11 protein-coding genes and 1 tRNA gene are annotated in these 12,301 nt (G+C 45.3%); 9 read left to right on the forward strand and 3 right to left on the reverse strand.

Annotated elements, in window-relative coordinates; translation table 11 throughout:
• Positions 1 to 64 precede the first annotated feature (64 nt).
• The 5 genes from B157_RS0107095 (at position 65) to B157_RS0107115 (ending at position 4,296) form a co-directional block, all read left to right on the forward strand.
• A complete protein-coding gene (locus B157_RS0107095; protein ID WP_020602315.1) occupies positions 65 to 277 on the forward strand; it encodes a helix-turn-helix domain-containing protein in 213 nt (70 codons plus the stop codon).
• An 89-nt stretch (positions 278 to 366) separates the two neighbouring features.
• Positions 367 to 963, forward strand: a complete 597-nt coding sequence (locus tag B157_RS0107100) for a transposase (protein ID WP_169521675.1) — start codon at positions 367 to 369, stop codon at positions 961 to 963.
• Between the two features lie 248 nt (positions 964 to 1,211).
• Positions 1,212 to 2,306, forward strand: coding sequence for an IS701 family transposase (locus B157_RS0107105; RefSeq protein ID WP_020602669.1), 1,095 nt, complete (start codon positions 1,212 to 1,214; stop codon positions 2,304 to 2,306).
• A gap of 263 nt (positions 2,307 to 2,569) precedes the next feature.
• Positions 2,570 to 3,706, forward strand: coding sequence for a tyrosine-type recombinase/integrase (locus B157_RS0107110; RefSeq protein ID WP_020602670.1), 1,137 nt, complete (start codon positions 2,570 to 2,572; stop codon positions 3,704 to 3,706).
• A 152-nt stretch (positions 3,707 to 3,858) separates the two neighbouring features.
• A complete protein-coding gene (locus B157_RS0107115; RefSeq protein WP_157618330.1) occupies positions 3,859 to 4,296 on the forward strand; it encodes a hypothetical protein in 438 nt (145 codons plus the stop codon).
• Between the two features lie 343 nt (positions 4,297 to 4,639).
• Here the strand turns inward: B157_RS0107115 and B157_RS0107120 are convergent, their stop codons facing one another.
• Complete coding sequence (locus tag B157_RS0107120) at positions 4,640 to 6,829, reverse strand: DEAD/DEAH box helicase family protein (protein WP_020602672.1); 2,190 nt, start codon at positions 6,827 to 6,829, stop codon at positions 4,640 to 4,642.
• 1,254 nt (positions 6,830 to 8,083) lie between these two features.
• Positions 8,084 to 8,248 (reverse strand): hypothetical protein, encoded by a 165-nt coding sequence (locus tag B157_RS38085; RefSeq protein ID WP_020602674.1) that lies wholly within the window; start codon positions 8,246 to 8,248, stop codon positions 8,084 to 8,086.
• A 190-nt stretch (positions 8,249 to 8,438) separates the two neighbouring features.
• Between B157_RS38085 and B157_RS34655 the strand changes: the two genes are divergently transcribed.
• Positions 8,439 to 9,083 carry a hypothetical protein gene (locus tag B157_RS34655; protein ID WP_020602675.1) on the forward strand — a complete coding sequence of 215 codons (645 nt, stop codon included), beginning with the start codon at positions 8,439 to 8,441 and terminating at the stop codon, positions 9,081 to 9,083.
• A gap of 703 nt (positions 9,084 to 9,786) precedes the next feature.
• Here the strand turns inward: B157_RS34655 and B157_RS0107140 are convergent.
• A tRNA-Met gene (locus B157_RS0107140) sits at positions 9,787 to 9,860 on the reverse strand.
• Positions 9,861 to 9,982: 122 nt separating this feature from the next.
• Here B157_RS0107140 and B157_RS0107145 point away from each other — a divergent pair.
• From B157_RS0107145 to B157_RS40405, 3 genes are all read left to right on the forward strand, one after another.
• Positions 9,983 to 10,375 carry an START-like domain-containing protein gene (locus B157_RS0107145; RefSeq protein WP_020602676.1) on the forward strand — a complete coding sequence of 131 codons (393 nt, stop codon included), beginning with the start codon at positions 9,983 to 9,985 and terminating at the stop codon, positions 10,373 to 10,375.
• 128 nt (positions 10,376 to 10,503) lie between these two features.
• Positions 10,504 to 12,018, forward strand: coding sequence for an LptF/LptG family permease (locus B157_RS0107150; protein WP_020602677.1), 1,515 nt, complete (start codon positions 10,504 to 10,506; stop codon positions 12,016 to 12,018).
• Positions 12,019 to 12,123: 105 nt separating this feature from the next.
• A partial coding sequence (locus B157_RS40405; RefSeq protein ID WP_169521684.1) for a transposase family protein occupies positions 12,124 to 12,301 on the forward strand: 178 nt, incomplete at its 3' end.

Raw genomic sequence — 12,301 nt, forward strand, 5'->3', positions numbered from 1 at the left:
TATAGAGTTTTCGACAACGAATTAGAATCGCTATCTTGAAAAAAGCTAAAACGAACGTTGACCTATGCGGGTAGATGACGCTGAACTGCTAGATGAAGTACTGGACGAGACCGTCGATTACAGCCCCGACTTGAAGGCGTTGGTACTTCGAATGATCCACCAACAGAAGGGAAATATGGAAGCCGTAGCCACCCAAACAGGCTTGCCCCTTTCTACCCTTTACAAATGGTTGAACCGCTGGAATCAGCAGCAAAAAGACCTAAAAAAAAAGAGTTGATCAGCCGGCGAGGGAAAGGGGGTGGGGCCAGTCTACAGGTTGAAGAATCAGTTTGGGAGGCTTGGCGTAGCCATCTCCAAAGGCAACCTGTGCAACATTGGACGGCAGAGGAGTTAGCAGGAATCTTTGTCGAAATGGGCGGGATTCGCTACTGCTCCAGCCATTGGTGCCAGCTATTGCGCCAACGGGAAGGGATGTACTTTTACAAACCGCGTCCGCGTGATTATCGTCGGTCAGACGATGCGCCGGAGCAGTTAGCCGACCGGATTGAGGCCACCTTTGACGCTTTGCAAGCGATGGGTTATAATTTAGAGCGAGTAGGGTGGGGTTTTGCTGATGAAACGGCGGCTCAATTACACAGTAATAACACGCGGTTTTGGGCCTTCGAGCCGGGCTTGAGTCGGGTGGTGAATACTGACCGGGGTAGTCAGAGTTTCTTTGGATTTTACGGCATTAATGCCTGTAGTTATCTGACAGCATTGAGCAATGGAAAAATGGAGAGCATCAAAACCGCTCTTTTGGCGGTGAAAGCGGCCCAGACAGATTGTGATGCGTTAGTGGTGTTTTGGGATAACGCTTCGACTCACAAGGCATTAGAAACGTGGGGTTGGGAACGGCGTATTTTCTTTGTTTGGATTCCGCCTTACAGCCCTGAGTGGTCCGCCACCGCGGTTGAACCCGATTGAGAAGCTCTGGAAAAGCAGTAAACGTTGGGTTAACCAGCATCAATTTGTCAAACAACTCGATGAGTTAGTGAAGCACTTTGCGAGCGGTTTTGATCAAGTAAAAGACCAGCTATCATTTGCGGCTAGTTGGTGGGACCAGTACCAAAATCAGCTTTCTTGGTATAGTTCTATCTTTAATTCTGATACGTCAGCGTAAAGTCTATAACTGATGTTACGCCCCCCTTCGATCGGCTGGTTTAAATTTGAGTATGCAAACAACACTTGACCTTTATACCGACTACCTGCTCAGTAGCTTTGGCCAGACCACTGCTACGGGTCTCTCTCGGCTAACCGACGGAGCCGTTGGACATGATGCGGTCACTGATTTGCTCAACCGACTTGATGGTAATAGCCGCACCCTATGGCAACACGTCAAACCCCTAATCCGCCAAATTCAAGCATCTGACGGGGTTCTGTTAACAGATGACAGCATTGCCCACAAGCCCCACAGCGACGAAAACGGCTTGGTAACCACCCACTATGACCACACCAGTGGGCAGTATGTGCGGGGCATCAACTTTGTCAGTTTGCTCTACCAAACCAGTAAAGGCCAGTGTCCGCTGAGTTTCGAGCCAGTCATCAAAGCCCAGCAGTGCGAGTTGAAGACCCGCAAAGTGGTCTGGCGATCTGATCGTACGAAGCACCAAATGTTTCAGGATATGGTGCGTCAGGCTCATCAGAACGCGGTTCCCTTTCGCTATGTGCTGGCTGACTCCTGGTATACCAATTCGGATAACATCAACTTGGTATTGGGCTTGCAACATCATTACTTAGGGGCTGTCAAGTCCAACCTCGAAGTGGCTCTTTCCAAACACGACCGGGCTAATGGTAAGTTTTTCAAAATCAGTAGCTTAAAGCTTCAACCAGGCACCGTGTTGACTGCCTTCATTCGCTCCGTGCAAGCGCCTGTTGCGATCTGTGGCGACATTCTCCCCAACAAGGATGCGGGGCCGCCCGGCGGGTCAGTCGGTGAACTCCTGTTGCTCACTACTGATGTGACAATGACTTACCAACAACTCCTGACAACCTACCAAAAACGGTGGGGCATCGAGGAGTATCATAAATCGCTCAAACAGAATGCGTCGCTGGAAAAGTCACCTACGCGCACCCACCGCACTCAGGCCAACCATTTGTTTGCCAGCATTTGCGCCTATGTTAAGTTAGAGCGTCTGCGGCTGAGCCAACATACCAATCATTTTGCCTTGAAAGGCCGGTTGTATCTGAAAGCCATGCAAGCGGCTTTTGCAGAGCTGACTGTTTTGAAAAATCAACTTAGCCAACATCCAGAAATGGGGGTGGCGTAACATCAGTTACTAATCCCGTACTCACGTCAATTAGTCAGAATTTAACTTTTATTTCCCATTTCGGCCCCGAATTCGTCCTGTCCCTAATAAAGAAAAGCTCAACTGTCTAGTTAGTAGACAGTTGAGCTTTAAAGTGTAGCGGGGAGCAGGATCGAACTGCCGACCTTAGGGTTATGAATCCTACGCTCTAACCTGATAGTCAGGTGTTTGTGAGGTAATATGGTAAAGTGCAACGCTATGTGAAACTCTTAGCCTGTTGTACCATGTTTAGCACCCCAACACAATTTTTATCCTCAGACCCCAGCCAGCGATGCTTTGTTAAGTTCATCTATGACGGTAAGCCCTTTCGGCTCTACAATGGTAAACCCCTAGGCATTACCTGTTTCCCTAACCGTAAGAAGTCCCTCACCGATAAACAGCGGGAACTTCAACGACTGCTCGAAGCAACATACAAAGCCTTACAGGTTGGTTGGTGTCCCGGTACGGTCATCCGTAAGGAAGCAAAGGAGTCTCTTCCATCCATAACCAACTTGTTGCAGGAAGTAAAGGTTACCTTTCATAGCCGGGGCTGGTCCTCATCCTATATGAGAGATATGACCCGTATAACGGATGAGTTATCGGCTTACCTGTCCGCTGACGTCAAATCATCCGGGTTAACTATTGGAAGGCTTGACAGTGAATACCTGTCGACGTTTCTGGATAACTACCGATCTTCCGCCCGTTACTACATGAACAAGCGCCGTAATCTGTCGGCACTCTTCTCCCTGTTATTGAAGTCAGAGCAGAACCCAGTAGCGTTTACGCCTACGATGAAAGTAACGGAAGTACTCAATCAAGCCTACACACCTAAACAGCTTACTACGGTCCTTGATCACCTGAGGCTCCATAACGATAACCTATTCCTGTGTGCCATGATGGTCTATGGAACGATGTTACGACCTCACCGGGAAATACGGCTGCTGCGTCGACGTAATTTCGATGATGACCTGAACCACATCCTACTAGCTGGCAGTGCTAATAAATCAGGGCGTATCCGGCGCGTACCAGTACCCGATTTTGTCAGGGATATACTATTAAGCAGAGGAGTGGAGAAGATGGCACCAGATGCCTTTATATTCACCGGAACAGCCAAGCCATTAAACGCTGATTATTTTACAACAGCCTGGAGCCGACATAAGAGGTTGATGTTAACCAGTAAGATTATCCTGCCTGCCCAGACCCTGTACAGCTTTCGGCATAGTGCCGCTATTTACAGCTTTACCGATCGTCAGGATATAAGGCTACTACAGGGGCTTATGGGACACGCCACGCCTGACGTAACAACGAAGTACCTGAGGAGCCTGGGTATCGTTGAGGTGAGTAAAGAAGACCTGCCACGCTTACCTGAAATCTTCATTTAGTGATAACAGTCAGGAGTGACAACTACCGAGTATCTATGCTTCTACAACTGATAATATAATTATAGCATGAAACTTCTATATTTGGAAACCCATACCATAAATAAACAATCTGAATCACTTATCCTCCAAGTCATCTCCTTTCCACGTTTCGTATGAAAAAATTAATCAAAATATTAATGGTATGTGAATTAATATTTTCTCTTGGATACTCGACTTGCGTAGCCCAAAAATCTGCTGGTTTTATCGGGCTTACTGAGGTTGAAATTAGAAACGAAACTGGGGGTGCTGCTAAATTTACAACAGAAGTTTTAGACAATGGTACCAAGTTAGTATATGGAAACGACGGTCTATTTACGTGGATATTTAGTTTAGAGAATGGAAAATGTTTCGCTTATTCAGTAATACCAGATAATTCATATGCTATGAATATGATGGTTAAAATTAATAATGAAAAAACTGTAACTGTATCATCTACTGAGTGGAAAATGTATACAAAAGATCGAATTATTAACATAAAACTCCGGCGTCCAGAATTTGATCCCTCTGGACCGCTGTCATTTTATTACACTTTAGACAACGGCAGTAAGTGATTTTCGTATATAACTTGATGTATGCCTAATAATACTAGGACCGGGCAGGCACAATGATACCCGCTCGGAGGTGCCGCCGTTGCCGCTTATTGCTTCGCAATGCGCTACGGCTCTCCTCGCTCCGTTTACTTACTCAACGCCCGATGAACGGCAGCACCGGGAGCTATGCGAATAGGTGGCTACGATGCTTTGTTACGATCATTGGGCAGTGCGGCAATGATCGATAGGTTAACAGCCTCCAAGCCCCGGCGAAGCCGCATACGTCATAGGGCGTAATCATTAGTAATTTCTGCACCGTTTTTTATATTCCTTATTAAGGGTGAAAATAAAAGCGGTGCAGAAATCAATCAGTACTCGACATTGTAGCATACAGCTTCCTGTACTTTCTGCCACGAATAAATTCTCTTCCCGTCATTATCATTGCCCCATCAGCAAATTCCTTTATGAGCAAACTTTCGGCTATTTTTTCAGTGGGTACAGGTGAGGTAGTATGTTGCATGGGCAGAGCTATTAGACCATTTTGGGTAAATTCATGCTGCCGTATGACCTCTATAGCCTTTATTAATGCCTGCCAAGAGAAGTCCGTTAACTGTGGATGGACCACTTCCGGGATGTAAGAACCATTATTGTTCTTTATAGCCCCGCTCTTAAGCTCATCACGGCAAGTATTCATAGCATTGCTAAATTCCTGAAATGGCTCAAGCAGTGGAGGTAATGCCTCCTTACTGTTTATTAACAGCACCGAAATCAATAGTAACCGCTTAGTGGGCGTACGTGATAAACATTCTTCAAGACCGGCTTCTTTCAACGACTGCTCAAACATATTTTGTAGGCGTTGTTTTTTAGTAGTACTGTCTGACTTATAAGGCTCAATAGTTGCTGTTTTTAGCGTACAGTTTGTAAACTGATTGTTCAACGCCAGCCAAAGCAATAACGGCGAAAGCAGCTTCCCCTCGATGTAGGAATTTGCCATACGATAGTTAGCGTAATCTGATAGAATAAAGTCGTACAGCTTCGGCGGGGTGCCGAAATACTCTTTATGAGCCACGTAAGTGCTATCATTACTTCCCTTTATACCTCTCTCAAATTTTTCATAGGTCTTTATCTCGTCGTTATGTACCTTCTTAAAGCGAGTAAATAATTTCTGCTCAGGCTCTGCCTGTACAGAGTGTGGTTTATGGGATTGCCCTATCAGGTATTCTGCTCGGCTATTTACCCGTTGCTGTTCTGAAAGTATGTAATTGTCAAATGATCGCATAAAAACGTGTACCTCTCCGCCATTGCGTAACCGTGCAACCGACTGTATCAGCGCAATGTACCCACTGTTAAATATACCATAAGTGGTAATATCTACATTTGTACCGCTTTGGCGTGGATGAATTGTGCCGGGTAGGATGACTACTAGCGTACTCGCAGCCTCAGTTATATTGATGCCGGTTGTAAATGTTGTGCCAATTGAGTTTCTCGATTCATCGAAATTCCTTTTATCATCTCCAGTCATTAACTGGGGATTCATAGCACTCATCACATTTGAAAGCTTACCTGTTGTGTTTTTAAGGGATTTAGCCATCTCTTTATGAGCGGTCAGGATATGCACCCTACCTCTGTCCTTTACACTATCTTGTAATACCCGATTCAACTCGCTTTCTAGGCTTCCCAAGCTGTTGTGCTTGTAGTTCTCTGTACAGATATGCAAATGGAGATCGGCTTGTTTTGATGCCTTTACACGATCACCCTGAAATACAGTAACCCTTCGCTTGGTGAGCATCGAAACGGCTTTGACAACCTCAACTGATTCACGGGTAAATGTCGCACTGGCGACAAAGATTTTAGATACTAATTCCGGAGTGATCGCATAAAGGTGTGCAAACCGGGTAGTGCTATACATACTAACTTTCTCATGGGCTTCATCCAGAAATAGAACAATCGTTTTATCCTGCTTTTTGATGTGATTTAAGAGCGCCTTTTTAAAGTCGGTGCGAGCCTGTGACTGGGGCTGATAAGCTCTGCCCCCGCTACCCATTAGGAACTCGGGCGTCATCAGGTAGATATTAGCGGATAATCCGTTATCCGGTATGTGATATCTTTCAGGCGGCTTGGGCTTAGAAGTACAGTCCCAAATGCTAACCTGTTTTCCCTCCTTCAGCGATAACTTTTCGATTTCTGATTTATTCTGATCTAATAGGCGTTTGAGGGGGGCAACATAGAATATTACGTACATATCCGGATTAGCGAGATAACGCAACATACAATCATGTATCAACCGCGTCTTACCCTTACCAACCTGGAAGTTAAGAACCGTGGTGTCCTTTCTGTAGAGGTCTAAGCCTGATAGGTTTGTATCCAGCGACAGGTACTCATCTGGTGACAATAAGATGTCGTCTTTTATCGACACCGTACCCTCTGGCTGCCATAAGCTACCGTCGAAGTGATTCAGTGAAAGCTTGAAATACTGGATAGGGGGTGATTCTGAGTCGAATTGATACGTAAGCAGTATCGGTTCGGGGGCAACTGTGTTATTGTCTTGTGACATCCGAATGTTTTGTCAAGGGTGTGGACAGAAACACGACGGATGTATTTGGCACTAGAAGCAGTACAAAACAAAACCCCTATCGGAGCCGCCATGAGTCTGTTTTGCGCGCAGAACCGGTTAGCTACCAATAGGGGGTGTCTGAAATCAGGCTATGGAATCGGACTTATATAAGCAATTAGGAAGGAGTACTCAAAGGCATTTAACAGGTACTGCGCGCAGTGTAAAATTACGAAATAGTAGCCTGATTCACAATATTTTCGCCGACATAGATACATACTGATTATGCAAATCGTACGGTCGTTACCCGGTTACTTGGTGTATATACGTAACACGTACCTGGCTGTTGTTATTTTAACAAATGACTCGTCAGTTCAGTAGTATCGATTAGTAAATATTGAGCTTGTCCTTGATCTTTTCTACATCATCTGCGATGTCGTAGCATGTAGAAGTTAGGCTGTCGACCTCATCCCTTATGACGGATTGCCTATAAAGGGAGAAAACCAGGAGTAGGATGATAATTAGCTTTAAGAGATTAGCCCGTACGTAGTTATTTATCTTTTCACTCATAGCATGTAACGTTTAGAAGGATGATGTGATGGAACTGTTCAAACCGTCCAAAGATACCACATAGCGGGTTCTTTGGACGGTGTATTCCGGTCACTATCGTATACCGGTTTCGGTCATCTAACCCGACGTTTCAGTCGTACTAGCTGCTTCTCAATTTTGGCTTTCACTTCTTTGTTCTCACAGTCATTTAGTAGGCGACAGAACATGATAGACTCGCCAGGCTCAATGGTGACGGTTGCACTGTTTGATGTACTCATAATATGGAACTGGTTTACCCGCCTACGATAATATGGCAGGAAGCTGTTAAAATCCACGCCGGTACTTCCTGCGCGGTGGTATGGTAACGTTATAACTGTACTGCTTTGGATAAATACAGATTGACACTCGCTATTCGTCTATTGTACCTGCGTACGGCGGCTTGTCTTCTCTGACGATCTTCCTGGCTAAAAGCCTTGTCACTGGATATTATGGCTTGAGCATTGTTACTACCTGAAAACGAACCCTGGTTTGATTTGGCTGCGATGGTACTCATGTGCTAAAGAGTTTACGTACTGAGCCGGGATAACAATAGGCTATCTTGCGGCTGTGTGAAAGTCGCAGAGAGCGACGGGCGACTATGACGCCCGGAGCACGGTTAGGGTCTTGATGGAAGGTGATAATGCCTGCACAAGAGGGGGTAATTATTCGTTACAAATCTTCATCCCTGAAACTCAATAACAACAGCGTAAACAGTACTAGAACGGCAATAAAGACACCTGCCATGAGCTTCCCGCTATCTTTACTCTTATCACCGCCCAGTAGTTTGACTATCCCAATCGCAATGATACCGGCAACAACTGCTAAAGCGCTCATAGTGTGAATAGTTAATTAGGATCGGAATGTACACTAAATAAACGTAATTGTGATTAGAACGGAAATAGATGGTGGCGGGGGTATGTCGACTTGGAAAGTTAACCGGGGAGTTGATCAAGGGTAGTATGAGCGCGCGAATTTTTTATAGAATTTTGGCGACAGTGAACCAGTATTAAGTAACAGACGAAAGATGAAGACTGATTTATTTGTACAGCAGTTAGATGTTTTACTTACTGCGTATGCAGATATCAAGATAAAAGGCTACAAGAAAGGCACGTCGGAGCACGAACAACAAGTACTACTCTCAAGGGCAATAGCTGCTGTACACAGACTTTCGGGTCATTCCTCATCGTACAGTGCGGAAGTAAATCGAGTGCTTGAAGAATGGAGCTCAAGTGATCATTTTGATTTAGTTTTTGGAATCGTGAAGGCGTTGCGTGAAGACCTAAGCGCAGGTTATTTGCAATCGCTGACTGAAATCGTTCATGCAGAGGTTTTTGCCGATTTTATCGAGATGGCGTTTCACCTGCTGAGTAACGGCTACAAAGATGCGGCTGCGGTGATCGTCGGCTCTACCCTTGAAAGCCATCTGAGGAAACTGGCAGTGAAGAACAGCATACCAATAGAGACAGACGATAAACCTCTCAAAGCGGAACGTATTAATCAGGAACTGGCGAAGGCAACCATCTATACAATACTAGATCAGAAGAATGTCACTGCCTGGCTTGACCTACGTAATAAGGCTGCTCACGGAAACTACTCTGATTATATGACTGACCAGGTTAAACTATTGATCGCCGGTATACAGGACTTTATAACACGCAATCCTGCCTGACTAGTAGCAGGATTAGTGAAAATTGCCCCTCTAATCTCCCTCTTCAGCCTTTTTATTGTCAACCACAATACATTCTAGGACGCCTATTTGTCAAAATAACGCACATTCAGCTATGGGTTTGTATGGGGGCTTATTGGCAGCTCAACGGAGAAAAATAGATAGTATAGGTGTGGTGTGTAAAGCAAGAACGTGAATGGTGGGTTAGATTCGCCTGTATGCAGTCACCTACCCGCTAGCAGATGCCTATCATTGTTTCGTGTGCGCTATAACTGATAGAACGTAAAGCGATCAGGGTTATCAAGGTGGGTAGGAATAACGCTTACCAGGTCAATGTAAAGGTCGTCTGGACTACCCATGCAAGCCTCAAGAACCGTAAAGATTTGTATACGGAAGAGATGGAGTTCAGCGATAAGTATCGGAAGCGTTCTAAACTAAAGACCCGTACAATCAAGCAGACGTATGTAGACTGATAATAGACTGGGTAGAGGTATGTTTAGGAGATTAGTAGCTATATGCAACGCTATATGCAACGACGGGTACGACAAGTGGGCTGAAAAGCGATGAATCCGGGGTATTGTATAGAGATACAAAAGCCCTATGTTTACAGAGTTGCACTATCTGAATTCTCCATAAAACACCCTGTATGGCACAAAAAAGCCCTCTACAGCTATTGTAAAGGGCTTTGTACGTGGTATCGTACTTGTAGCGGGGAGCAGGATCGAACTGCCGACCTTAGGGTTATGAATCCTACGCTCTAACCATCTGAGCTACCCCGCCGGGCTTGGTGCCACAAAAGTAAGAAAAATTCAGTCTAAGGCAAAAAAAGCCATTGACTTTCGCAAAAAAATTCGTTTACCTTTGCTAATGACCCTTTTCTGTAGTCTGATACGTGATAAATTATGGAGAAATTTAAATTCATTACCGAATACGAACTCCGGGCATCTCCTAAAATGCTCTTTCCTTATATCAGTACCGCATCGGGACTGTCGCAGTGGTTTGCCAGCAAGGTGAACACCATGCCCGAACAGCGGCTCGATTTTCAGTGGGACAACGAAAGTCACATTGCCCGGCAGGTGTCCATGCGGCAGAACAAGGGCGTTCGTTTTGAGTTTCTGGAAACGGATGAAGATGGTTCGGATAATAACTACGTTGATTTTCGGGTCGATCAGAGCGAACTGACACAATCGACGTTTTTACGTATTACTGATTACTCCAATACCACCGATGAAGAAGAACTAAAAGACCTGTGGGATGGGATGATGGATAAACTGAAAGAAATTGTTGGTAGTTAAATTTTGTTAATGAACCGTACGGACGGCCTCGTACGTATAATGAACAAGGAGTAATGCAGTTTATGTTGTATAAATGATACTCCTGCACGCTGCGTTCAGGCCATACCGGTGGTACATTATACAATCGAATGAAAAAGATAGATAAATTAGTACTCGGCTCGTTTTGGGGGCCGTTTTTTTTGACCCTCGGTGTCGTCATCTTTATTTTCCTGATGCGACTACTGATGTTCTATATTGACGATTTCGTTTCTAAAGACCTCGATTTGGCCACCTTCGGCCGACTGTTGTTTTACTTTGCCCTGCTCACTATACCAACGGCTCTTCCGCTGGCCGTCCTGCTATCATCCCTGATGACATTCGGGAATCTGGGTGAGTTTTTTGAACTGACTGCCCTGAAAAGTGCCGGTATCTCGCTCACCAGGGCTATGCGCCCGTTGCTTATCGTAGCCGTTGGCATCAGCGGATTTTCCTTCTGGTTCAATAATTCGGTTGCTCCCTGGGCTAATCTTAAGGGATATAGCCTGCTGTATGACATAAAAACGGCTAAAGCTACGCTTAACCTGAAAGAAGGTATATTTTACAACGATTTGCCGGGCTATAGTATCAAGGTAGATCAAAAAGTGAAAGCGGCTGAAAACAGCAAGACGGGGGATTTACTCAAAGGACTGGTTATCTACAAGCATCCAACAAACGGCATCGAATCGGGGAATCGCGAAATTATTCTGGCCGATTCAGGTCGGATGTATACGGATAAAGACCGGTCATACCTTGTTTTTCAGCTTTTCAACGGGAACGATTATCAGGAGTATTCAGACAACAGCCCCATAAGTTATAGTAGTGCCGGTACACCGGCTAAAGGGGGGCAGTTTATGCGGAATGGCTTCAAAGATTACCGGTTGGTTATTAGCCTGGAATCGTTTGGTATCAAGCGCACCGATGAAAACCAGTTCGAATACCACGAGTATATGAAAAACCTGAGCGAACTGTCGGCCTTAACCGATTCGCTCCGGAAAGAGTATACCAATACCAGCATGAGCGTAGCCAATACGTCCCGCCAGTACTATAATTACCAGTTCAAGGCTGATGCCGTTACGAAACAAAAGGCGATAAAGGATGGGAAATGGGTGGACTCACTCCTGAAAAAGCGAGCCGTTGCCGTGCCTGATCTGGCGCAGTCGGCTTTGAGCCAGGCTCAGAATATTCTGACCTACGCTACGTCGAACGTAACGTACCTGACCGAGAAAGAAAAGAATGTCTGGCGCTATCAACTGGAAAGCCACCATAAATTCACGCAGGCGTTTTCGATTTTTGTGATGTTTTTGATTGGCGCATCCATGGGTGCCATCATCAAAAAAGGTGGTTTTGGCGTTCCGGTTCTGATCGCTATTGTATTCTTTATATTTCTGTATGTGTTAACCATTGCCGGTGACAAATACGCCAAAGACGGATTGATCTGGGTGCCCATTGGGGCCTGGCTGGCCAACATCGTTCTGTTTCCCCTTGGTCTGTTAATCATGCAGCGTGCCCGTCACGACTCTCGCCTGTTCGATAAAGACGTTTATATCATTGCCTGGGATCGGTTAAAAGCCAGGTGGAAAAACTGGTCGGACAGTCGATCCGTTAGTCAGTCGGTGAGTTCATGAATCAATCCGTTGGTTAGTCGATCCGCTAGTCAGTGAGTCGATGGATACTGATCAGGTTAAACGCATTAAAATGGAGCTTTTCCGTGCCGTACCGATCTTTGTGGCATGGATTGGACTACTTTCTTTGCCGACGTACCGGACTTTCGATTAAATCGACGTAAACGTCATCTGTTACTTGATATTTTGGTAATCACCTTGTTAGCGGTCATTTGTGGAGCCGATGACTGTGAAGAAATTGCCCTCTATGGCCGCCAGAAAGAAACTTTCCTGCGCACTTTCTTAA

This window comes from Spirosoma spitsbergense DSM 19989, from assembly GCF_000374085.1.
Taxonomy (GTDB): Bacteria; Bacteroidota; Bacteroidia; order Cytophagales; family Spirosomataceae; genus Spirosoma; species Spirosoma spitsbergense.

Coding starts and splice junctions, on each gene's coding strand:
- B157_RS0107095 (WP_020602315.1), top strand. CDS start 65: ATGCGGGTAGATGACGCTGAACTGCTAGATGAAGTACTGGACGAGACC.
- B157_RS0107105 (WP_020602669.1), top strand. CDS start 1,212: ATGCAAACAACACTTGACCTTTATACCGACTACCTGCTCAGTAGCTTT.
- B157_RS0107110 (WP_020602670.1), top strand. CDS start 2,570: ATGTTTAGCACCCCAACACAATTTTTATCCTCAGACCCCAGCCAGCGA.
- B157_RS0107115 (WP_157618330.1), top strand. CDS start 3,859: ATGAAAAAATTAATCAAAATATTAATGGTATGTGAATTAATATTTTCT.
- B157_RS0107120 (WP_020602672.1), bottom strand. CDS start 6,829: ATGTCACAAGACAATAACACAGTTGCCCCCGAACCGATACTGCTTACG.
- B157_RS38085 (WP_020602674.1), bottom strand. CDS start 8,248: ATGAGCGCTTTAGCAGTTGTTGCCGGTATCATTGCGATTGGGATAGTC.
- B157_RS34655 (WP_020602675.1), top strand. CDS start 8,439: ATGAAGACTGATTTATTTGTACAGCAGTTAGATGTTTTACTTACTGCG.
- B157_RS0107145 (WP_020602676.1), top strand. CDS start 9,983: ATGGAGAAATTTAAATTCATTACCGAATACGAACTCCGGGCATCTCCT.
- B157_RS0107150 (WP_020602677.1), top strand. CDS start 10,504: ATGAAAAAGATAGATAAATTAGTACTCGGCTCGTTTTGGGGGCCGTTT.